The sequence below is a fragment of the Comamonas testosteroni genome, from assembly GCF_000761245.1.
Classification (GTDB): domain Bacteria; phylum Pseudomonadota; class Gammaproteobacteria; order Burkholderiales; family Burkholderiaceae_C; genus Comamonas; species Comamonas testosteroni_C.
Genome location: NZ_AWOR01000089.1, coordinates 148351 through 170668, shown reverse-complemented (window position 1 = coordinate 170668; position 22318 = coordinate 148351). Strand labels below are relative to the sequence as shown.

General features: G+C 61.9%; 24 protein-coding genes. 10 read left to right on the top strand and 14 right to left on the bottom strand.

All coding sequences use genetic code 11. From position 1 onward, the window contains the following. Positions 1–23: 23 nt before the first annotated feature. From P353_RS24870 to P353_RS24845, 6 genes are read right to left on the bottom strand one after another with little or no spacing between them, the layout of a single operon-like run. A complete protein-coding gene (locus P353_RS24870) occupies positions 24–1205 on the bottom strand; it encodes an acyl-CoA dehydrogenase family protein (protein WP_034375661.1) in 1182 nt (393 codons plus the stop codon). Between the two features lie 16 nt (positions 1206–1221). Then, a complete protein-coding gene (locus P353_RS24865; protein ID WP_034375659.1) occupies positions 1222–2394 on the bottom strand; it encodes a lipid-transfer protein in 1173 nt (390 codons plus the stop codon). A gap of 32 nt (positions 2395–2426) precedes the next feature. After that, positions 2427–2843 carry a MaoC family dehydratase gene (locus P353_RS24860; protein ID WP_003078281.1) on the bottom strand — a complete coding sequence of 139 codons (417 nt, stop codon included), beginning with the start codon at positions 2841–2843 and terminating at the stop codon, positions 2427–2429. A gap of 12 nt (positions 2844–2855) precedes the next feature. After that, complete coding sequence (locus P353_RS24855; RefSeq protein WP_034375658.1) at positions 2856–3959, bottom strand: acyl-CoA dehydrogenase family protein; 1104 nt, start codon at positions 3957–3959, stop codon at positions 2856–2858. A gap of 15 nt (positions 3960–3974) precedes the next feature. Next, positions 3975–4919 carry a Zn-ribbon domain-containing OB-fold protein gene (locus P353_RS24850; protein WP_034375655.1) on the bottom strand — a complete coding sequence of 315 codons (945 nt, stop codon included), beginning with the start codon at positions 4917–4919 and terminating at the stop codon, positions 3975–3977. A gap of 18 nt (positions 4920–4937) precedes the next feature. Next, a complete protein-coding gene (locus P353_RS24845) occupies positions 4938–5729 on the bottom strand; it encodes an SDR family oxidoreductase (RefSeq protein WP_034375653.1) in 792 nt (263 codons plus the stop codon). A gap of 108 nt (positions 5730–5837) precedes the next feature. Between P353_RS24845 and P353_RS24840 the strand changes: the two genes are divergently transcribed. After that, entirely contained in the window at positions 5838–6650 is an 813-nt protein-coding gene (locus P353_RS24840; RefSeq protein ID WP_034375652.1) for an enoyl-CoA hydratase, read from the top strand. Positions 6651–6722: 72 nt separating this feature from the next. Here the strand turns inward: P353_RS24840 and P353_RS24835 are convergent, their stop codons facing one another. Both P353_RS24835 and P353_RS24830 read right to left on the bottom strand, forming a co-directional pair. Continuing rightward, on the bottom strand, positions 6723–7124 hold the full coding sequence (locus tag P353_RS24835; protein ID WP_034375777.1) for a GFA family protein: 402 nt from the start codon (positions 7122–7124) through the stop codon (positions 6723–6725). A gap of 239 nt (positions 7125–7363) precedes the next feature. Continuing rightward, positions 7364–8131 carry an SDR family NAD(P)-dependent oxidoreductase gene (locus P353_RS24830; RefSeq protein WP_034375650.1) on the bottom strand — a complete coding sequence of 256 codons (768 nt, stop codon included), beginning with the start codon at positions 8129–8131 and terminating at the stop codon, positions 7364–7366. Between the two features lie 108 nt (positions 8132–8239). Between P353_RS24830 and P353_RS24825 the strand changes: the two genes are divergently transcribed. The 3 genes from P353_RS24825 to P353_RS24815 all read left to right on the top strand — a co-directional run bounded on the left by P353_RS24825 (position 8240) and on the right by P353_RS24815 (position 10934). Then, positions 8240–9151, top strand: coding sequence for a LysR family transcriptional regulator (locus P353_RS24825; protein WP_034375649.1), 912 nt, complete (start codon positions 8240–8242; stop codon positions 9149–9151). 43 nt (positions 9152–9194) lie between these two features. Then, a complete protein-coding gene (locus tag P353_RS24820) occupies positions 9195–9635 on the top strand; it encodes an acetyltransferase (protein ID WP_034375648.1) in 441 nt (146 codons plus the stop codon). Positions 9636–10022: 387 nt separating this feature from the next. Continuing rightward, the gene (locus P353_RS24815; RefSeq protein WP_034375647.1) at positions 10023–10934 is read left to right on the top strand and encodes a bifunctional GNAT family N-acetyltransferase/nucleoside diphosphate kinase regulator; all 912 of its coding nucleotides are present in this window, start codon (positions 10023–10025) and stop codon (positions 10932–10934) included. Between the two features lie 163 nt (positions 10935–11097). On the opposite strand, the gene P353_RS24810 is transcribed toward P353_RS24815, so the two are convergent. Then, a complete protein-coding gene (locus P353_RS24810) occupies positions 11098–11475 on the bottom strand; it encodes a steroid Delta-isomerase (protein ID WP_034375646.1) in 378 nt (125 codons plus the stop codon). A 157-nt stretch (positions 11476–11632) separates the two neighbouring features. Next, on the bottom strand, positions 11633–12406 hold the full coding sequence (locus tag P353_RS24805; RefSeq protein ID WP_034375645.1) for a 3-alpha-hydroxysteroid 3-dehydrogenase: 774 nt from the start codon (positions 12404–12406) through the stop codon (positions 11633–11635). Positions 12407–12561: 155 nt separating this feature from the next. Here P353_RS24805 and P353_RS24800 point away from each other — a divergent pair, with 155 nt between their 5' ends. The 6 genes from P353_RS24800 to P353_RS24775 all read left to right on the top strand — a co-directional run bounded on the left by P353_RS24800 (position 12562) and on the right by P353_RS24775 (position 19975). Continuing rightward, positions 12562–14577 (top strand): NADPH-dependent 2,4-dienoyl-CoA reductase, encoded by a 2016-nt coding sequence (locus P353_RS24800; RefSeq protein ID WP_034375643.1) that lies wholly within the window; start codon positions 12562–12564, stop codon positions 14575–14577. Positions 14578–14593: 16 nt separating this feature from the next. Beyond that, complete coding sequence (locus tag P353_RS24795; protein ID WP_034375641.1) at positions 14594–16720, top strand: NAD(P)/FAD-dependent oxidoreductase; 2127 nt, start codon at positions 14594–14596, stop codon at positions 16718–16720. Positions 16721–16942: 222 nt separating this feature from the next. Then, positions 16943–17527, top strand: a complete 585-nt coding sequence (locus P353_RS24790; protein ID WP_034375639.1) for a nucleotidyltransferase family protein — start codon at positions 16943–16945, stop codon at positions 17525–17527. A gap of 123 nt (positions 17528–17650) precedes the next feature. Further along, a complete protein-coding gene (locus tag P353_RS24785; protein ID WP_034375637.1) occupies positions 17651–18127 on the top strand; it encodes a GNAT family N-acetyltransferase in 477 nt (158 codons plus the stop codon). 233 nt (positions 18128–18360) lie between these two features. Further along, positions 18361–18852 carry a hypothetical protein gene (locus P353_RS24780; protein WP_034375635.1) on the top strand — a complete coding sequence of 164 codons (492 nt, stop codon included), beginning with the start codon at positions 18361–18363 and terminating at the stop codon, positions 18850–18852. A gap of 289 nt (positions 18853–19141) precedes the next feature. After that, entirely contained in the window at positions 19142–19975 is an 834-nt protein-coding gene (locus tag P353_RS24775) for an aminoglycoside phosphotransferase family protein (protein WP_080750681.1), read from the top strand. Positions 19976–20028: 53 nt separating this feature from the next. Here P353_RS24775 and P353_RS24770 read toward each other — a convergent pair whose 3' ends face one another. The 4 genes from P353_RS24770 to P353_RS24755 are packed head-to-tail and all read right to left on the bottom strand — an operon-like array spanning position 20029 to position 22304. Then, positions 20029–20289 (bottom strand): hypothetical protein, encoded by a 261-nt coding sequence (locus P353_RS24770; protein ID WP_034375633.1) that lies wholly within the window; start codon positions 20287–20289, stop codon positions 20029–20031. Positions 20290–20307: 18 nt separating this feature from the next. Beyond that, entirely contained in the window at positions 20308–20700 is a 393-nt protein-coding gene (locus P353_RS24765) for a nuclear transport factor 2 family protein (RefSeq protein ID WP_034375631.1), read from the bottom strand. 17 nt (positions 20701–20717) lie between these two features. Further along, entirely contained in the window at positions 20718–21617 is a 900-nt protein-coding gene (locus tag P353_RS24760) for an MBL fold metallo-hydrolase (RefSeq protein WP_034375629.1), read from the bottom strand. A gap of 48 nt (positions 21618–21665) precedes the next feature. After that, positions 21666–22304, bottom strand: coding sequence for a DsbA family protein (locus P353_RS24755; RefSeq protein WP_034375774.1), 639 nt, complete (start codon positions 22302–22304; stop codon positions 21666–21668). Positions 22305–22318 lie beyond the last annotated feature (14 nt).

Sequence of the window (22318 nt, the reverse complement as noted above, 5' to 3'; positions counted from 1 at the left end):
TGTTATGTGTGAGATGTCTTCGATCAGCGCTGAGGGCGCGGCATGCCGAGTCCGAACTGGGCAATCAGCTCGCGCTGAATCTCGTTCGTGCCTCCACCGAAGGTGTTGATGGTGCAGGCGCGCAGCTCATACTCCAGCTCACCCATCAGATAGGAAGCGGCCGAGCCACCACGCACCAGAGCGCTGCTGCCCACGATGTCCATCAATCGATGCAGCACCTCGACCATGCCTTCCGAGCCATAGACCTTGGTGGCAGATGCCAGGCTCACGTCCATGGCACCGGCTTCCAGACTGGCCGCGATGCGGAAGTTGGTCAGTCGCATGGCTTCAAGGCGGGCATAGCACTCGGCCAGGCTGCGCCTCACCCAAGCCTGATCGACAGCGCGCCGGCCCTGCTCATCCTTGGCCTTGGCCCACTGCAGCACCTTGACGAAGGGAGCAAACACCTTGTCCGACCAGGCCCCCAGACCCAGGCGCTCGTGGTTGAGCTGGGAAGTGATCAGCTTCCAGCCGCCATTGAGCTCGCCGATCAGACGTGCTGCAGGCACTTCAACATTGTCGAAATACGTGGCCGCCGTGTAATTGCCCACGGTCTGAATCAGCGTGTGCGAAAAGCCCTTGTCCCGGGTATCGACCACCATGATGGAAATACCTTTGTGACGGGCCAGCTCCGGGTCGGTGCGGGCAGCCAGCCACACGTAGTCGGCCGACTCGATGCCTGAAGTCCACAGCTTCTGGCCGTTGACCACAAAGTGCCCGGTCTGCAGATCGCCCTGCAGCTGCGCCTGCGTCTTGAGCATGGCGAGGTCGGAGCCCGCACCGGGCTCGGAGTAACCAATGGCGAAGATGATGTCACCGCTGGCCATGCCCGGCAGAAACTCCTGCTTCTGCGCCTCGGTGCCATGCTCCATCAGCGCGGGTCCGACGGTGCTGATGGTGACGAAAGGCAGTGGAGCCCCGGCGATATTCGCTTCCTCGAAGAAGATCAGCTGCTCGGTGGCCGACAGGCCCTGGCCGCCGAACTCCTTGGGCCAGCCAATCGCCAGCCAGCCATCGCGCCCCATCTTGCGGATCAGCTCGCGGTATTCGTCGCCGCCCTCTGCACCGCGCATGCGGGCCTTGAGCTCGGGCGTCATCAGCGCCTGAAAGTAGTCGCGGCACTTCAGCCGCAGTGCATGCTGCTCAGGAGTCAGGTCAATGAACATGAATGTCTCCTTGCCATCAGGCCTCGTCGCCCAGAATCAGGCCGCTGGTGGGCACGCCTGTACCGGCGGTCACCACCATGTTGTGCACGTCCTTGACCTGGTTGACCGAAGTGCCACGAATCTGACGCACCGCTTCGGCGATGCCGTTCATGCCGTGGATATAGGCCTCGCCCAGCTGACCGCCATGGGTGTTGATGGGCATGGAGCCGCCGCGCGCATGCTCGCCGGCGCGGATGAAATCCTTGGCCTCGCCGCGCTTGACGAAACCGAACTCCTCGAGCTGAGGCAGCACAAAGGGCGAGAAATGGTCGTACAGCACCGCGCTTTGCACATCCTTGGGCGTCAGGCGGCTTTGCTGCCACAGCTGGCTGGCGACATGCCCCATCTCGGGCAGACCGGTGATGTCCTCGCGGTAGAACGAGGTCATGGACTGCTGACCGTCAGAGATACCCTGGGCAGCCGCCTTGATGTAGACCGGCTTGGCCTTCATCTCACGGGCACGGTCGCTCGATGTGATGACCATGGCCACGGCACCGTCGGACTCCTGACAGCAGTCCAGCAGGTGCAGCGGCTCGCAGATCCAGCGGCTGGCCTGGTGCTCCTCCAGTGTGATGGGCTTGCCGTAGAAGAATGCGTTGGGATTGGTGGCTGCGAAGTCGCGCACGGCCACGGCCACACGGCCGAAGTCCTCGCTGGTCGCACCGAAGGCATGCATATAGCGGCGGGCAAACATGCCCACCCAGGATGCCGGTGTGTGAAAGCCGTGGGGCATGTACCAGCCATAGTTCACATTGTCAAAGAATGGCGTGCTGCCAAAGCCATAGCTGCCGGTGCCAAAGCGGTACCAGCTGCGCTCATTCATGGCGCGGTAGACCACGACCGTCTTGGCAATGCCCGTGGCCACGGCCATGGCCGCATGCAGCACGGGGCCGCAGGCCGCGCCACCACCATGCGGAACCTGCGAGAAAAAGCTCACGTTGCGAGCCCCGAGCAGACGGGCGATTTCATACTCGGGAACCTTGTCCACGGAGTACGAGGAAAAGCCGTCCACCTCCTTGGGGTCGATGCCGGCGTCGCTCAGCGCAGCCAGCGTGGCCTCCATGGCCAGACGCAGCTCGGTACGGCCCGAGTTCTTGGAAAATTCTGTTGCACCCAGACCCACAATGGCGGCGCGACCGGAAATATTCATATCGTTCACAGGAATGTCTCCGCTTGTTGTTCTTAGGCCAGGGCCACTTGCACAGTGCCGCTGACGTGAGAGCCCATGGAATTGCTGCCCTTGAGCGTGATCTGAACGCTGCGCGTGGCCTCGTTCTTCTCGGTCACGGAGCCCGTGAACTTCATGGTGTCGCCGGGGTAATTGGGGGCCCCCAGTCGAATCTTCAGATCCATGAGGCGCGCATCGTCGCCAGCCCAGCTCTCGACAAAGCTCTGCACCAGACCGTTGGTGGTCAGGATGTTCATGAAGATATGGGGTGAACCCAGCTCGCGTGCGGCATCGCGGTCATGATGTCCGGGGAAATAGTCACGCGTGGCGATGGCGCCGCCGGCAATCAGCGGCACGGTGATGGGCACGCTGACGGGCTGCAGTTCGTCGCCCACGTTTACCGACTCGAAGCGAATAGATTGGTTTGCCATGTTGTTGTCTCCTTAGCGGTCTTCGGGCAGGTCGTACTTCCAGCCGAGCGTGTCGTTGTCTGCGAGCCACTGGCCCAGCGCTTGCAGGTGCTGCTCGGCGCTGCCGGCCTCGGCAGCCAGTGCACGACACCAGAACATGAAGCGGTGAATGTGATAGGTCACATCCACACCCATGCCGCCATGCACATGCTGTGCAACGCGGCCTACCTTCAGGCCCAGCTCGTTGGACTGGGCACGCACCGCGTGGGCCTGCGGCGTGCAGGGCAGGCCGGCATCCAGACGCCAGACCAGCTGGCTCAGTGCGCTGCGCTGCGCCTGCATGAGGATGTAGCCGTCGGCCATCTGGCCCTGCACCAGCTGGAAAGTCCCGATGGGACGGTCGAACTGCTTGCGCTCGCTCACATACTCCACGGTGCGGCGCAGCTGCTCCTGTGTCACGCCCTGCTGCAGGCTGGCCAGGCAGGCGATTGCCATTTCGCTGACCCAGTCCAGCGCACGGCCGCCCAGCACGGCCAGCACCGGCGTGTTGCGAAAGCTGATGTCTGCCACCGCACAGTAGTCTTCGCGCATGCCGGCCACGCGGCTGACGCCATCGGCCTGCAGACTCACCAGCACCAGCTTGATCTCATCGCCCGCCGCAGCCGCCACCAGAGCCACACGGGCCTGCTGGCCCAGCTGCACGGCTTGCAGCTGGCCTTTGAGTCGCTCACCCTGCAGCTCAAGCGCCGGCCCGCGTGCAGCCACTGCAGCCTGCAGCGAAAGAGCCAGCAACTCGCCCTCCATGGCTGACTGAACGACTGCGTCCTGTCCCTGGGCAAACCTGGCAATCGCGGCAGCAGCGACCTGCTGCTGCCACAGCGGGACCTGCGCCAGCGCACGGCCTTGCTGCTCCAGCACGGCCAGCATCTCGCTCATTCCCAGACCCAGGCCGCCTGCAGCTTCCGGCACCAGGATGCTGTGCAGGCCCGCAGCCACGCACTGCTGCCACAAATCCTGCATGAAAGGCTGGCCCGAGGCATCGTGCTCGCGCAGCTTGTCGTCGGTGCAATAGTCTGCGAACAGACTTTGCGCCATGTCTGCAAATGCACGTTGGTCTTCACTGAGTTGAAAGTCCATGATGGTCTCCTGGCATCAGCCCACGGGACGGAACTGGGCCAGAGTCAGATCACCGTCAAAGGTGTTGAACTCCACCTGCACCTTCTGACCGATCTGCACCTCGCCGGGCTTGACGCCGACCAGTTGGGCAATCACACGCACGCCCTCTTGCAGCTCCACCAGACCGATGGGATTGGGGTGGTCGAAAGGCGGTACTTCGGGGTAGTGCATGACCACGAACGAGTACACCGTTCCCTTGCCGCTGGCCTGCACCGTGTCCCAGTCGAACGAATGGCACTTGGGGCAGACGGGACCGGGTGGATGGTGCAGATCGCCGCAGCTCTTGCAGCGCTGAATCAGGAGCTTGCCTTCCTTCAGGCCTTCCCAGAAGAAACGGTTGTCGTCGCTCACGCCAGGTGCCGGTCGCTTGATCTTCGGGGCGGCAACCTGCGCGGGATCGGCCTTTTGCACATTGGCGGGGCGGAACTTGAAGACGCGGAACATCAACTGGCCGACCTTCTCGTCTTCGCCATTCGCTGCCTTGATCGCGAAGTACTCCATGATCAGGGTGACAAAGTAGCCCGTACCCAGGGCCGTGGTCTTCTCTTCGCTGATGGATTCCAGGCGTGTCGTGTAGTACAGGTCTTCACCCTCGAGCACATCGCGCTCGAAGCTCAGCTCGGAATTCACCGCCACGGTGGAAGGAAAGTCGTGCGCTTCGATCAGCTTCAGAACTTCATAAGGGTTCTCTGTCGTGGAGCCTGGAGGGTAGTTGTTCTGCACCGGCCCCTCCATGCACCAGACCTGCAGCATCGCGGGAGGTGCAATGGTCTTGCCATCCTTGTCGGTCTTTACGGCCACACCCATCAGCTCGCTCCACTGACGAATCATGGGGCTGTTGACCTTGTCCCAGGCATGGACACGCCCGTATTGCTTGCCCACGTATGCGCGGACCTCTGCCATCCAGTCTTGATCGGTCAAGATTGTCTCCTTTGAAATTCAGTGTTTCTGCGGCACGGATTCCGAGTTCGAGGCACTCAGAAATGCGGGGCGCTCGCCGCCGCCGTGCAGCAGCAGATTGGTGCCGCTCATATAGGAAGCGCTCTGCGAGGCCACATACAGGCAGGCGTTGGCAATGTCCTCGGGCTCGGCCAGGCGGCCCGCAGGAATGGTCTGCGCGACCGAGGCGATACCGGCCTCGTCCCCGAAATGCAGATGCGACTGCTCGGTGCGCACCAGGCCGGGGCTGACGGCCACCACGCGCACCTTGGGCGCCCACTCCACGGCCAGAGAACTGACCAGGCTCAGCACCGCCGCCTTGGCCGCGCCGTAGGCTGCCGTACCGGGCGAAGGGCGCAGCGCACTGATGCTGCCGATGCAGACAATCACGCCGCCGCCGTCCTGCTGCTGCATCACGGCATTGGCGGCCTGCGAGGCATGCAGGGTCGAGAAGAGATTCAGGCGCAGCACGCTTTCGTGAAAGCGCGGCGATACCGTGGCGGCATCCACATGGGGAGCGCCGCCGGCGTTGTTGACGAGAACGTCCAGACGACCATGGCGGCGCTGCACCTCATCGATCATGTCCTTGACGGCCTGGGCCTCGCGTACATCGCATGCAATGAAGTCTGCGCTGCTGCCATTGATGCTTGGCAACGCTTCGGGTTGCTGACGGCCGCACACCACCACCGTGGCACCTGCCGCGAGAAACGCCTGGGCAATGCCCTTGCCGATGCCCTTGGTGCCGCCGGTGACCAGCACCACCTTGTCTTGAAAGTTTTTGTTCGTGTCCATGCCTGCCAATTTAGGTTTCGGCACCAGCAGCAGATACGTCCAAAAGGACGATGTTGGTCCATCCCTTGAAAACGACCATCGTCCCTGTTCAACTCCTTGGGAATCCTTATGTCGGCACCGCTTTCCGCTATTGAAAACATGGACACCGCGCAGCCAGAGCTACTGGTTCGGCATCAGGACCATGGCGTGGCAATCGTTCAGCTCAACCGCCCCGAGGCAACGAACGCGCTGAGTCTTTCTCTGCAGGCTGCGCTGTCCAGAACCTTCGCGGAGCTGAGCGCAGACGCCAGCGTGCGCTGCATCGTTCTGACTGGCGGCGACAAGGTGTTTGCGGCAGGCGGGGACATCAAGAGCATGGACTCCTGCGGCCCCATAGAGATCATGAAGCGCCACACGGAGCGCGTCTGGGCCCCCATTGAGAAATGCCCCAAGCCCATCATTGCAGCGGTCTGCGGCTATGCCTTTGGCGGCGGGGCCGAGCTGGCCATGCATTGCGACATCATCATTGCCGGGCAAGGGGCCAGCTTTGCACAGCCCGAGATTCGCATCGGCATCATGCCCGGTATCGGCGGCACCCAGCGGCTGGTGCGCGCCGTGGGCAAGTTCCAGGCCATGCGCATTCTGCTGACGGGCAAACCCGTCAGCGCCGACGAAGCCTATGCCATGGGTCTGGTCAGCCTAGTCTGTGCAGACGATCAGGTAATCCCTGAGGCGCTGAAAATGGCGAAACTGATTGCCAATATGCCCCCACTGGCCGTGGAACAGATCAAGGAAGTGGTGATTGCCGGCATGGACGCATCGCTGGATGCCGCACTGATGCTGGAGCGCAAGGCCAACCAGATCCTGTTTGCGACCCGCGACCAGAAGGAAGGCATGAATGCGTTCATTGAGAAACGCCAGCCGGTGTTCAAGGGGGAGTGAACGCATCAAGCCAGGGCTGCAACATCGCCTTGCTTGAGGCCGGTGCAGCAGCTCGAAGGTCTAAGGCGGCCCTCAGTCATCGCGCATGCAGTCACTGGCAAAGCTTGACCACAAAGGCTGCGACTCCAGATGCGCATGCTTTTGCTTGAGCGCCGAAAAAGGCGAGTCCAGCGTGCCCAGTGCAATGCATATCCAGTCGGCCCAGTCACCGGCCTGCCTGGACCAGAACAGGGATGAGCCGCAGTGCTGGCAAAACTGCCTGTGCACGCAAGCCGACGATGCATAGGACTTGATGTCGCTGTGCCCTGAGACTATGCACAAATCCTTGCGCGGCACGGCGCCATAGCTCGCGAATGCGGAGCCATGGCTTTTGCGGCATTGCCCGCAATGGCAATGCGTCACGGCCCTGGGCGGCGACAGCAGCCTGTAGCCGACTCTTGCACATAAACAGCTTCCCAGATAGCTCTCGGGCACGACTGCGTCTCCAAATCCTTTGACCCAAAACCAGCGGGACTGAGGCCGCGAATGCCTGCCTCTGCCGCTCTGCATGCAGCCCATGACTCGCGCGCTGCGGCACCGCCGTCGGAGCGTATGAGTCCGCCTGTTCACGCCAGCGCCTGAACCGTGGGCCGGGCTGAAGGTCAGACCAGGCCCGAGCCGGTCAATCGCAAGCTCCGGCCCCATGCCGGATCCTGCTCGCGACGGACACGCACTCAGAGCATCATGCCACCGGAGACTTCGATCCGCTGGCCCGTGACCCAGTTGTTGCCCTCGGCCAGCAATGCGGCAACCGCAGCGCCCACATCGTCGGGACGCCCTGCCCGACCCATGGCGGTCAGGCCGCTGATATGGGCATTGAGCTGTGCGTTGTCGCGCACCACGCCGCCACCGAAATCGGTCTCGATCGCGCCGGGTGCGATGGTGTTCACGGCGATGCCGCGTGCGCCCAGCTCCTTGGCCAGATAGCGCGTCATCACTTCGATGCCACCCTTCATCACCGCGTAGGCGGCATAGCCGGGGAGGCTGAAGCGCGCCAGTCCGGACGAGGTATTGACGATGCGTCCGCCGTCCCGGATCAGGGGCAGCAGTTTCTGCGTCAGAAAGAACGTACCCTTGAGGTGGATATCGACGAGCAGATCGAACTGCTCTTCCGTGGTCTCGGCAAACGGCGCCACCAGGCCGATGCCGGCATTGTTCACCAGATAGTCGAACTGCTCGCGCTGCCAGGTGTCGGCCAGCACGCCCCTGACACGGTCGGCAAACGCGGCAAAGCTCTTGCTGTCGCCCACGTCCAGGCGCAGCGCCACGGCGCGGCTGCCCTGTGCCTCGATGCGGGAGACCAGCTCCTGCGCATCGCTTTCGCTGTCCTTGTAAGTGACGATCAGATGAACGCCGAGTTCGGCCAGTTTGAGGGCTTCGCTACGGCCCAGGCCACGGCTAGCGCCGGTGATCAATGCGATACGGGGTGCAGATGCTTGCATGTCGGTCTCATGGAGGATGTCAACAAGCCAGGACTTTAGGTGTTCTCCAACAATGAATAAACAATTAAAAAAAGATCGCACTGTTCACTTTAAAAATACAATAAAGCCATGGACTTCAATGCGCTTCATGTCTTCACCCGCGTTGCCGAGCTCTCCAGCTTCACCCTGGCCGCAGAGCAGCTCGGGCTGACCAAAAGCCGTGTGTCGACCGTGGTGCAGCAGCTGGAAAAGCAGCTCGGAACCCGTCTTCTGCAGCGCACCACGCGGCATGTGCGGCTGAGCGCCGATGGCGAGCAGTTCCTTGAGCGAAGCAAGGAGCTGATGGCCGACCTGGAACAGCTGCAAGCCATGTTCCAGCCCGCCACCAGCGGACTGCGAGGCAGTCTGCGCATCGATATGCCCAACTCTCTGGCCCGGGATGTCGTCCTTCCGAAACTGCCTGAATTCCTCTCGGCCCACCCTTTGCTGGAAGTAGGCATCAGCACCAGAGACCACCGCGTGGATGTGGTGCAGGAAGGCTTTGACTGTGTGGTGCGCATCGGCCCGCTGGCAGATACCGACCTGATCGCCCGCACCATCGGTGCAATGGAGATGTGCAATCTGGCCAGCCCCGCCTATCTGGAGCGCCACGGCACGCCCGCAACCCTGGCCGATCTGTCAGGCCACCGGATCATTCACTATGCAAACCAGCTCGGGCGGCATGGCGCGGGCTGGGAGTATCAGCGCGGCAAGGAAATCGCGCTGCAGCCCATGCGCTGCGCCCTGGTGGTCAACGGCACGGATGCCTACCAGGCAGCCTGTCTTGCCGGCCTGGGCCTGATTCAGGCCCCTGTCCGGGGGGCGCGCCATCTGCTCGATCAGGGCCTGCTGGTCGAGGTCATGCCCGACTTCAAGGCGGCGCCCATGCCGGTGTCCCTGCTGTATCCGCATCGCAGGCATATCGCGCCGCGGGTCACCGCATTCCTGAACTGGATCACCGAGCTGCTGGAGCCCCATCTGGCAGACATGGAGCGCGCTTGATGCCTGGCCACGGGACAAGCGTGTTCGTACGCATAATCCGGCGATGACTTCCATTCGAGCTTCCCGCCCCGACGAAGGGGCACGAGCGATCGAGATCTGGCGCCATGCCGTTGATGCCACACATGACTTTCTGAGTCCGCAGGATCGCGCCGAGATTGACGAGATGGTGTGCGGCTTTCTGCCAAACGCCCCGCTATGGTTCGCTGTCGACGAGCAGGACCATCCCCTGGCCTTCATGCTCATGGACCAGGGCCATATGGAAGCGCTGTTTGTGGACCCCGCCTTCCGGCACCGGGGCCTCGGTGCGGCGCTGGTGCGCCACGGCCTGGCGCTGCATCCCGAGTTGAGCACCGATGTGAACGAGCACAACGCTCAGGCGGTGGGCTTTTACGAACGCCTGGGCTTCAGGCGCACGGGCCGCTCGCCGCTCGACGGGCAAGGCCGCGCCTACCCCATCATCCATCTGAAATACGCCAATCCCTGAACGGCCGGCCTGGCTGGATCAAACGCGTCGATCCGGCCCGATTCGCTGCCTTCAGTGCCTCGTAGCTATATAAACAAGAGCATTTAGCACAAGTCTATTATGTATTTCAGCTATAAAACAATAGAAATCTGAATACAGTAAAGCGCCAGCAGCTTCTGAATTCAGAGCATGACCGGCGTGGGTCGTTGTGACCCTGCAGCGCCGGCGCCATGGCTTGTGCGCCTGCAGGGCAAGCTCGCCATAGACCGAGCAAAGAGATGCGAGATCGGCGCTGCGCCTGCGCAGCAGAATCTGCTTGCCTAGAATCGGCGCCTGTGTCGAAAGAACCGTCATGGCCCACGCCGTGGCCATGAAAGGCTTTCATTCTTGCAACCGACGGTGTTGAAGATGAGCAAGCCTTTCATATCCCTGTGCCCGGAAATCACGCGAGCCAACGCACTGAATCTGGTGGACTGGCTGAGCGACGAGGACGTCGTGCGCCACCTCAGCGATTCGCGCCATGTCTCGCGTCACATAGAGCAGCTCATCGACCGGGTTCAGCTGCCTATACTCACCCATCTCTTCAATCAGGGCGGCCGCTTCTTCATGGCCTACGACCGCGATGACGTGCCCGTGGGCTTTGTGCGTCTGCTCCGGAATGGGCCGGACTGCGAAATCGTGCTGGTCATCGGCAAGCGCGACAACTGGGGGCGCAAGCTCGGCGCCAGCGCCTTGCACGAGGGCATGAAGCTGGCCTTTTTCGACATGCGGGCCGAACGACTGCTTGCCAGGATCCATGCCGACAACACACGCTCGCTCAAGGCCTTTGCGCACAACGGCTTTGTGCTGGAGAACGAAACGCCCGCGCTCAAGTCCTATGCGATGACGGCGCAGCGCTACCTCCAGCGCTTGCGCGCCGGGCTGCCGGGAGCGGCAGACGGCATCTGCATCACCGCCGTGGATCAGGCACGTCTCAGAGACAGGCTCGCGTTGGAATGGGAGTTGCAAGCGGCCGACCTGGAGCATGAAATCGAGCGCGCCACCGTCGTCCATGCGCGACAGGTGCAGCGCAATGTGGTCACGATGAACTCCAGAGCCTTGCTGCGCCTCGATGAGGTGGCCGTCGAAGTGGCCCTGGTCTACCCCGAAGATGCCGATGACAGCGCCGGAAGGTTCTCGGTCTTCTCGGGCGTGGGCACGGCCATTCTGGGCTGTCGGGAAGGAGACCACATCGACTGGCGGATTCTCGATCGCACCTGCCATATCCGGATCGAGAAATTGCTCTACCAACCCGAGGCAGCCGGTCACTTCCATCTGTAAGCCGGCTCAGCCCGGCGGGCACTCATTGCACTGCTTTGAACAGTAAAATCAATAGCATCTCACGCTTTACCTCAATGGGTTTCAGATTCAAATAGTCTTGAAATCCTTTTAAATCAGGCGAAGACAGCTTCCATATCAGGAGCAGTCAAGCGCCTGAATCTCCTCAGACGCCAGCGTGAATATTCTTCTCGCCAAAAAAGGCGCGCATGCTCACCACCTTGCCGGCGCCATTGAAGCGAAAGTGATCGATGGGCGCAACCACGGTCTTGCGGCCCTGGAGCTCGAAACTGACGGTGAAAGCGAAAGCCGCTTCGTCGGCGACCGCGCGCACCTCCTGCGTCAGCTCCACCGCCAAAGGCAGCTTGAGCGAGCTGGCGTAAAACTCACGAATCGCAGCCGTACCGGACTTGGGCTCGGAGCCCACGGGGTCTTCCACCGTGGCGTCATCGGCAAACAGCGCGACGATGCCGTCCAGGTCGCCAGCATTGAGCGCGGCCACATAGCGCTGCACCACGGCGGTCATATGTTCTGGGGTATTCATCTCAAATCTTCCTTCTAGCAAGCGCCGTTGAAAACCGGCAATGCCCAAACGGGGGGCGGTGAACAAAAAAAGCCGCCTTGCGGCGAGGCCGTCGCTCCCCTCCCGCAAAGACAGGGGGAAGGCGCAGGGCCTCCCAGGCAAAGCGCCTCAGGGGATATCAGAACTGCGTCGGACGCATCGCCGCATCAATGCCGCCATCAATGACGATCTGCGCGCCATGCACATAGCTTGCGGCCGGGCTCATCAAAAAGGCGATGACCGACGCCATCTCGGACGGCTCGGCACGGCGGCCCATGGGAGGCACGAACTTGGCAATGGATTCGCCATAGCGCGGATCCTGCAGACCCGCCTGCAGCAAGGGAGTATCGGTTGCGCCGGGGGCTATGGTGTTCAGGCGCACGCCGGCCTCGCCCCAGGCGGCAGCGCGTTTGCGCACAGCCACCGTCAAAGCATTCTTGCTGCCCGAATAGGCCAGATTGCCGCCCTGCTCTCCCGCTTGCTCGACAATGGCGCGGGCCTTGGCTTCCTCACCGGCTTCCAGTGCCGGTGCCAGTGGGTTCTTGTCAAAAGCCAGATGCGCGGAGGCCACGGACGAGATGACGACGACTGCGGGCTGATGGCCCTGTTTCAGCTCTGGCAAAAAGGCATCCATCAGCTCAGTCGCGCCAAAATAATTGACCGAAACCACATTGCCAAGCACCTTGGTCTGCGGTCCCAGGCCGGCGCACAGCACCAGGCCGTCCATGCCCTTGCTGCACTTCGCCAGTACATCGGCAATCGCCTGCTTTCGACCTTCGGCCGTCGAGAGATCGGCAATCACTTCCGCATCGCGTATATCGATGCCTACGATCTGGTGGCCGGCCGCTTCCAGGACCTTGCGCGTAGCGGCACCAATGCCGGTGGCGCAGCCGCTCATCACGATGATGGACATGTCTTGTCTCCTTTTTTCTGGGTGGTGATGGCGCACATCTGAGCCCATCATGAACAACCAGGCTACATGCAAACGGACGATGTAATTCCCCTAGGGAAAATTTACCGTGGCCCTTCCTACACTGGCGCAACATTTGCGCGTGAGGAAATTCAGCCATGTACCCCCATCTCTTCCAGCCCATCACCATCGGCCATATCACCCTGAAGAACCGGATTCTGATGGGCTCCATGCATACCGGGCTGGAGGATCAGGCGCAGGGTTTCGAGAAGCTGGCGCTCTTCTACACCGAACGTGCACGGGAGGGGCTTCAGCTCATCGTCACCGGGGGCTTCGGCGTCAACGAGCAGGCGCTGGGAATGCCCGAGCATGCCGAGCGCTCGACGCTGTGCACGCCAGAGCAGGCGGCCCGGCACCGCCTCATCACTGACGCGGTGCATGCCGAGGGCAGCCATATCCTCATGCAGCTGCTGCATGTGGGTCGTTATGACCACGGCAGCGGCGGCGTCTCGCCCAGCAGCGTGCTCTCCAAGCTCAGCAATCGCAGCTCGCGCGAACTCGGCACAGAGCAGATCGAGCAGATCATTGCCGACTATGTGCGCTGTGCCCGGCTGGCCCGGGAAGCCGGCTATGACGGTGTGGAGGTCATGGGCGGCGAGGGCTATCTGATCAATCAGTTTCTGGCGCCGCTGACCAACTTCCGCACCGATGAGTGGGGCGGCGATGCCGCCGGCCGCAGCCGCTTTGCGCTGCGCATCGTGCAGGGCATACGCGCGGCCGTGCCCGAGAACTTCGTCATCAGCTTTCGCCTGTCCCTGATGGACCTGGTCGAGCATGGCAGCCACTGGAAGGAAGTGCTTGACCTGGCCCGCCAGCTGGAAGCCGCTGGCGTGGACTTGTTCAACACCAGCGTGGGCTGGCATGAAGCGCGCATTCCCACCATTGCCATGATGGTGCCGCGCGCCGCCTTCAGCTGGGCTGCCGAGCAACTCAAGCAGGCAGTCAGCGTTCCCGTGGCGGCCAGCAACCGCATCAACACCCCCGAAGTGGCCGATGACCTGATTGCCCAGGGTCATGCCGACATGGTGGCCATGGCCCGCCCCTTTCTGGCCGACCCGGCCTTTGTGCGCAAGGCGCAGGCAGGCCACAGCCATGCCATCAACACCTGCATTGCCTGCAACCAGTCCTGCTTGGACCGCATCTTCACGCGCCAGCAGGTCAGCTGCCTGGTCAACCCCAGAGCCTGCCGCGAATGGGAATGGCCGCAGGAAAAAGCCGCTGTTCCGCGCAAGATCGCCGTGCTCGGTGCTGGACCTGCCGGACTGGCCTGCGCGCGCGAGGCGGCCGACCGAGGCCACAAGGTGACGCTGTTCGAGCCCGGCATCCGCATCGGCGGCCAGTTCTTTCTGGCGCAGAAAGTACCCGGCAAGCAGGAGCTGGGCGAGACGCTGCGCTACTTCGAGCATGAAATCCAGCGCCTGGGCATAGAGCTGCGGCTCAACACCACACCGGACATCAACACCCTGAGCGGATTTGATCATGTGGTCGTGGCCACGGGAGTGACACCGCGGCGCAGCGGCATCGAGGGCGAGAACAGCTCCAAGGTGGTGGACTATATCGAGGCCTTGCGCAGCCCCCGCTTTGTCGGCGAGCGCGTGGCCATCGTGGGCGCGGGGCCGCTGGGCTTTGACATGGCCGAGCTGCTGGCCCATCACAAGACCGAGGACGGCAGCGTGGCCGCCTTTGACCGCGAATGGGGCATCGATCCAAAGCGCGAGCTGCGCGGCGGCATCAAGGCCAGCGAGAAAGCCGATTCGCCGCGTCAGATCTGGCTGCTTCAGCGCAGCAAGGCGGCCATGGGCAGCAGCCTGCCAACCACCACGGGCTGGATTCGCCGCGCCCGGCTCAAGAACAAAAGCGCACGCATGTTCAACGACGTGGAGTACATCCACATCGACGACAACGGCCTGCACCTGCGCATACGCGGCGAGCTGCGCTGCCTGAGCGTGGACAACATCGTGGTCTGCGCCGGCCAGGAATCACATGACCCCTGGTCATCAAGACTTCAAGCACAAAACATTGCGCACACTGTGATTGGAGGCGCGCGCAATGCTCACAAAATTGATGCAGCGCGCGCCATCGAAGAAGGGGCCGAACTCGGCCGAAAACTATAGGAGACAGCGAAACAAAATGAGCAATCCCCACGCATCAATGCTCGAGCCGGGCCGTATCGGCACCATGGAGCTGAAGAACCGCATCATCATGGCCCCCATGGGCGAGAACTACGGCGGCATCGACGGCATCTGCGGCGAACGCGCCCAGGACTATTACGAAGAGCGTGCCAAGGGCGGCACCGGCCTCATCATCATGGGCACGGCCGCCATCTCCTGGCCCACCGGCACCAGCGAGCCGCACCAGCTGGGCATCTCCGAAGATCACTTCATCCCCGGTCTGGCGGAAGTCACGCGCCGCGTTCACTCGCACGGCGGCAAAGTCGCCATCCAGATCAATCACAGCGGCAAGATCGCGGCCAATGACCGCACCCACGGGCGCGAGATGTGGGTGTCTTCGATTCCGCCCGACGGTCCTGTGGCCGAAGCCATGCGCACCGTCACACCCAAGGAGTTCTCGACCTTTGTGGGCGTTGGCCCCTACCCCGACCGCTACCGCGTGATGGACAAGGCCGATATTGCACAGATGGTGGAATGGTTTGCTGCGGCCGCCCTGCGCGCCAAGCAGGCCAACTTCGATGCTGTGGAAGTGCACTGCGCGCACAACTACATGATCGCCAACTTCCTCTCACCCTTTTTCAACAGCCGTAGCGACGAATACGGCGGCAGCTATGAAAACCGCAGCCGCCTGCTGCGCGAAGTGCTGACTGCCGTGCGCGAGCGCGTAGGCCCAGACTTCCCCATCTGGGTGCGTATTGACGCCGAAGAAATGCACACGCCCGGCGGCATCACCATGGACGAGGCACTCAAGACCGCCAAGCTCTGCGAAGAGCTGGGCGTGGATGCCATCAATGTCTCGGCCTATGCGCGCCTGCCCACAGGCTCGGCCTTCACGGATGCACCGATTCCGCAAAAGCAAAATGCCTACCGCGAATTTGCCACCGGCATCAAAAAGGTGGTCGGCATACCCATCATCTCGGCCGGCCGCTGGGAGCTGGATGCCGCCGCCGCCGCCATCAGCAATGGCGAGATTGACTTTGTGGCCATGGGCCGCAAGCTGCTGGCCGACCCCGACCTGGCCAACAAACTGGAGGCCAACACCGCCCAGAGCGTGCGCCCCTGCATTTATTGCTATGCCTGCGTAAGCGAGATTTTCATCAACAAGGGCATCAAGTGCGCGGTCAACGCACAGACCGGCCACGAGACGAGCAAGAGCATCACCTTTGCCGAAAAGCCCAAGCATGTACTGATCGTCGGCGGCGGCCCTTCGGGCATGGAGGCCGCCCGCGTCGCCGCCCTGCGCGGCCATCGCGTGACGCTGGTCGAGCGCAGCGACCGCCTGGGCGGCACGCTGTTCTTTGCCGCACTGGCCTATCCCGAGAACGGCCGCCTGCTCGACTATCTGGTGCGGCAGATGGATCACCCGAACATCCAGCTGCGCTTGAACACCACGGCCGACGCCGGGCTGCTGGCCGAGCTGCAGCCTGACGAAATTCTGGTGGGCACCGGCGCCAGGCGTGCCGCCTCCGCCATCGAAGGTGCGCAGCAAAGCCATGTCTGGAGCGGCGACGAACTGCGCCGCCTGATGACGGGCGATCGCGCCGAAGAAATTGCCAAGGCCAAGCTGAATCTGGCCGAGCGCGCGCTGTTCAAGGCCGGCGGCATGTTCAAGGTGACAGACAGCACCGCAGCGATCCAGAACCTGTCCAAGCTGTGGATGCCCCTGGGCAAGCGCGTGGTCATCATCGGCGCTGGCCTGGTCGGCCTGGAGCTGGCCGAGTTCCTGCTCGAACGCGGCCGCGAAGTCACCGTACTGGACCCCGGCACCCATCCCGGCACCGAGCTGGCCATCGTGCGCCGCTGGCGCGTGTACGACGCCGTGAAGAGCCACGGCAAGCTGCTGATGCAGTCCAACGTCACGCGCATCGAGCGCAAGGAAGTCGTCTGGACGGACAAAAAGGGCGAGGAATACCGCACGCCTGCCGACTCCGTGGTGCTGGCCATTGGAGCCGAGGCCGACTCCGCCGTCGCCGAGCAGCTGCAATCCCTTACCCAGACTCCCGTGCGCCGCATCGGCGACTGCCAGGACCTGGGCTATATCGAGGGCGCCATGCATTCAGGCCATCAGGCAGGGCGCGAAGTCTGAAGATGCTCCTTGATAGCTGAGACCGCCTGCGAGCCTTGGGCTCGCAGGCGGTTTTCTATTGGAATCACGGTATTGCGGCAGAACCTGGCCCTTTGCCGACTGTCACCATGCGACCAGCCGGAGCGAGGCGCTTCATCTGGCCGGAAGCGGGTCTTCGCAACTGAAGCAAAATTGGTTCGAACCTGCCTTTCACTTTTGTTTCACCAAGGATCAACTGTCCCGATGCCTACGCCTGAGCGCTTCGTTGCGGATGTCCTCCAAAATATCAACAATCGTGCAATTTTTGAACGCTGGGATGATTTGAATCTTCCAGATGGCTGGCTTGTTGCCGGCTGCTTATTTCAGACAGTGTGGAATTTGCAGGCGCAACGGAATCCAGACGATTCCATCAAAGACTACGACCTCTTCTACTTTGATCCATCGAGCACCACTGACAGTGCGGAGCAGAAGGTACAAGCACATGCCGATCGCGTTTTTAGCGACCTGGACATCAAGATTGAAGTGACGAACCAAGCTCGGGTTCACTTGTGGTATGAGTCATATTTCGGTCGTCCCTATGAGGCATTGCGAAGCTCTTGCGAGGGAATAGATCGCTTCCTGATTCCAGCTACCTGCGTGGGCCTTCGTCCAGGCTGCCTCTATGCTCCGAACAGCCTGGAGCTGATCTATGACGGGGTTTTGACACTCAATCCATTGACCCCGCATCGTGAGCTTTTCCAACAAAAGGCCGAGTCTTACCAAGCGCGTTGGCCATGGCTGCGAATCGTCGCTCAGGGCCATCAGCCTCAGAGAACTGATGCACGCTGATGTGTGCGTGCATGTCCGCCTTGGGTCACTCTGGGACCGTGGCCTGCCGGCCAGGAGCAGACCTTAAACTTCAATGCAGGTCGTTCGATTTACCCGCGGTTCGCATTATGAAAAGTCTTTCCTATGTCCCAAAGTGACGCTGCAACAACTGTAGTCGTAAGAGAAGTCCAACCACATGACTTTGAAGCGTGGCTTTCACTTTGGGACGGCTATAACGCTTTCTACGGAAGGGCCGGAGCTACCGAACTGGCAAAGGAAATTACCCAGAAAACCTGGGAGCGATTCTTCAATCCCATCGAGCCGGTATTTGCGCTGGTTGCTGAAGATGCAGGAGAAGTGGTTGGCCTAGCGCATTACATATTTCACCGCAGTACGACGAGACTTGGCCCCGTCTGCTACCTGCAGGATCTTTTCACGGCCCCGACAAGGCGTCAGCTTGGAGTTGGCAAGGCCCTCATCAGCAGCGTCTACAGGCAAGCAATGCTGGCTGGCTCAAATCGTGTCTATTGGCAAACACAATCCACCAATGAAGCCGGCCGTGCGCTCTACGACAAGTTAGCCAAACACAGCGGTTTCATCGTGTATAGCCATGAACTTTAGCCTCTTGCTCCAGATGAACGAATGAGGCCCGTAGATTAATGGCGGCTTTGGACTGAATCGGCGCTCGAGTGCAGCCGCAGCGCTCAACCAGGAGGTCTTGCCCAATGCAGGCCTCTGCATCGACCTGTTCAGGGCATCGCCCACAACGCCCGACCTTGAGATAGACCCAGCCTCACAGACTGTATAAAGAAACAGTAGACTTTGGACTTGATAGCTCCAGGAAAAGTCCAGACATGTCAGCAGAACTCGAACCAGAAGACGTCTCCATCTTCGAAGACCGCCTTTGGCACCACAAGGGCTGGGAAGCCCGCGTCATCAAGAATGAGGACGACGATGGCTGGGCGGTGTCAATGACCCAAGACGGCCAGGCGGAACCCGCTCTGGTCGGCCCATGGACCATGGGGCGCGACAAGAAGAATCCCAAGCCTCTTGACGTGTCGGCCTTCAACACGCTGGTGAAGACTGCCAGCGAAGTGATACGTCGCCATGAGCAGCACCAGGCAGCGCTGTTGCACAAAGCCATCCAGATTGAAGTTCGCGGATCGCGCGTGACGGTGGCTCTCGATATTGAGCCCGATGAGGACAATCCCACGGCGACGCTCACTGCCACCGCCGCTGACGGCAGCGAATTGGCCAAGGTACGAGTCCGACCGGGCCATAGTCTCACCCGTGCTTCTGCACAGCACTGGGCAGACGCAGGCTACCCGCGTGAGAGCGAGGACTGAGCCTCGGAGCAAGCCCCTTGCCCGGAAGCCAGGCGTGCCCCTTTGTGGCAGCTGATGTGCGCCGTAACCGGGCCTGGACTCCGGCTGCTTGTGGAAGCTTGCTTGAGCACCGGAAAAAAGTAATACCGGAGAAATTGGGCACACCATCCGCCAGCATTGCCAGGCATGCCTGAGACTGCGCAGCCCCGGGCAAGGAGTTGCATTGACCCGTTGAAGCCACAGCCACCAGCGGACATTGGACATCTGCACCACATCTTCGGATTGTATGGGTTACTCGAAAATCAGCCAGATGCCCAACCTCGACCTGTTTGATATCCATCTCCAACGTTGGAGCGCGAAGGTGGCCGGTGCCCCCTTCACAACTCATACCAGTGACCTTCTGCCAGTCATCCTTAAAAGGAACTGGGCAGGTCTGCCTGCAATGATCAAGATCACGCGAGACCTTGATGAGCGCATCGGCGGCAGGGTGCTTCAATGGTGGGGTGGCAATGGCGCAGCGCGAGTCTATGCTTGCGACCAAGATACAGGAGCGCTGCTGATGGAGCGCGCAACCGGCTCCAGGCATTTGCTGCACATGGCTAGAGAAGGCGAAGATGATGCAGCGACAAGCTGTGTCTGCCACACCATCGAGCAACTGCATTCAAAGAGATCCTCCGCACCACCTGAAGAACTGCTGCCACTGACGGATTTTTTTAGGTCACTCGCGTTGATGGCGCAGCAGGAAGGCGGCTTGATGGCCGAATGCGCAACGGTGGCAGCCGAGCTGCTGAATGAGCAGCGTGAGCCTGTCGTCCTGCATGGTGATGCACACCATGGCAACATTCTCGACTTCGACAGGCGTGGATGGCTGGCAATAGATCCAAAGCGCGTCACAGGTGAGCGGTACTACGACTACGTTGGCGTGCTGTGCAACCCCGACCTGGAGACTTGCACCGACCCGGAGCGCTTCGCCCGGCAGCTTGCAGTAGTCATCAATGTCACGGGGCTGGAACGTCGGCGTTTACTCAAATGGGTTATGGCTCACGCCGCTTTGTCGGCGGCCTGGTTCCTGGAGGACGCAGAGCGCACCAGGGCCAACAGGCAATTGGCCGTTGCGCATCTTGCCCGACAGGCACTGGGATAAGGCTTCCAGCTCTGCAGCCAAAAGGCCGGCTCTCGGACGGCCGGCCCTCGGGTTCACGCGCCGGACCGAGCGCGCAGCGCCGCTTCGAACCGGGCCAGCTCCTGCTGCAGCGTGCCGCGCTGCCTGAAGCGCAGGCCAGCGCGCTCATACCAGTTCTCGGCGTCCTCCAGATCGCCTTCCTGCAGATGCAGCAGTCCGTGCAGCCAGGCTGCGAGCAGGCCTTCATGCTGCTGCACGGCATCGTGCGCGGCATTCCATTGCCCGGCCCGCATCAGCAACAGAATGGCTTGCAACTGAGCATTGACTTCGCTCATGGCAGAACTCAACCGCGCTCAGGCCAGCAGCGCCTGCTGCACCAGGTGGCTGTCCACATACTGCTCCATGCTCGTGATCCTGCCCTCGTTGAGCCGGTACAGGTGAGCGAAGCTCGCCGTCATCGCCTTGCCCGTCTTGCGGTAGGTTCCCGAATAGACGCCGAAGGCTGCCACACGGTCGCCATCGGCCAGGTAGGTGTGGACCTTGGCGCTGTAGCCGTCCCACTCCGTCGCCAGCCGCTGAAACACGCCCGCGACAATCTGCTGCGGGCCGACATAAGTTCCGGCATAGGGAAAGCCGGCGGCCTCGGTCCATCTGGCATCGGGCGCCAGTGCTGCCAGCAGATTCCTGCCGTTCTCTTCGGACGAACCTTCGTAGGTCGCGCGGATGATATCCAGATTGGTGGTCATGGTGTGCGTCCCGGGCTTCAGCCCCACTTCATCTCACCCATGGCCACCTTGGCGCCGATCTGCAGCGCGGCGGCCAGGCCGGCGTCAGGGTAGCGCTTGTTCATGGCTGCGATCAGCGCGTCGCCATTGGCCGCCCTGGCCAGCTCTTGCTCGAAGGCCAGCAGGTACTCGCGGGTGTAGTTCACGGCCGAAACATCCAGCGCCCCATGGGCACCCAGGTGGCCCGGCACGACCACGGCGGGATTGCGCGCGGCGATGGCTTCCAGGTTCTTTACCCAGGCGGCGCGGGAGGCTGGCGTCGGGCTATCGGCCGTCCACACGTGCAGACCCGAGAAGACCAGCACGCCACCGAAGACCGCATTCAGCGAGGGAACCCACAGGTAGCGGCGGTTCTCCAGTCCTTGTGCCTTGACGATTTCGATGGTGTTGCCCTCCAGCATCAGCGCGGAGCCGTCATAGGCTTCAGGAAAGACGATGTCGGCGAGCTTCTGCGGACCGTTCTCCTTGAGCTGGGGTGCCCAGGTAGCTATCTTCTTTTGCACGTTGGCGCGGATGGCGGCAATGGTGTCGGAGGCGGCCAGCACCCTGGCAGCGGGAAAGGCGGCCTTGATCGGGCCCAGGCTGAAGTAATAGTCCGGGTCGCTCTGGCTGACGTAGATGGTGGTCAGTTGCTTGCCCGATGCCTTGATGGCTTCGGCCACGGCACGGCCATCGGGCAGGGAAAAGCCGCCGTCGATGAGAATGGCCTCCCTGTCGCCCGAGAGCAGCACGGGCGCACGGAAGAAGCCTTTGTCGTCTGCTGGAAAGTGCTTCCATTGCAGCTTGGAATGGCCGGTCACGGCAGCGGCGCAACCAGCCAGGCCTGTGGCGATGCCGGCAGCGGCGGCGGTTTGAACAAAGTCTCGGCGATTCATCATGATGGTTCTCCGGTGAATTTCGGGATGGCGGGGTTGAAAGCGAAAGCCTCAGGCCTTGGCGATTTGCTCGGCAAAGGCCTGCGGATTGGAGTAAGCGGCACTGGAGTTCAGCAATTGGCGCTGGCCACTGGTTTCCAGGATGAAGCTTGGAACGCCACGCGCGCCAAGCTGGCTTTGCAGCGCCTTTGCCCCTTCGATGCGGGCGCGATTGGCAGCCAGCAGTTCGCCATCAGAGCGCAGCAGGCTTGCAGCAGCCTGCTCCAGCCCCAGGGCCTGCAGAACGGCCATCAGCGTGTCCGGTTGCGTGATGTCCTCGCCATTGACGAAGCGGGCATGCTGAATGGCCTCAAGGGCGTCAAGCTCACGCTCTGGAGTGCACAGACTGACAGCGCTCAGCGCCAGGGTGGCCGGGCCGCTGTCGAACAGTTGCTGACGATCCGACAGCACATGGCTGCGGTAGTGCTCGCTAAAGCGCTGGCCCGTCAGGCGCTCGATTCGCTGATCGTTGCCCCAGGCATAGGCTGCAAAGCCATCGTCCATGAGACGTGCACCTGCGCCTGCGAAAAGGCCGCTGGGCAGCAGGCGCAGTTCGACCCCAGGCGCTTTGCCCAGAGCCGCCACCGCTGCTGAGGCACCGTAGCACCAGCCGCACAGGGGGTCGAATACGTAATGCAGGGTCTTGGTCACCGAGGGCTCCATTG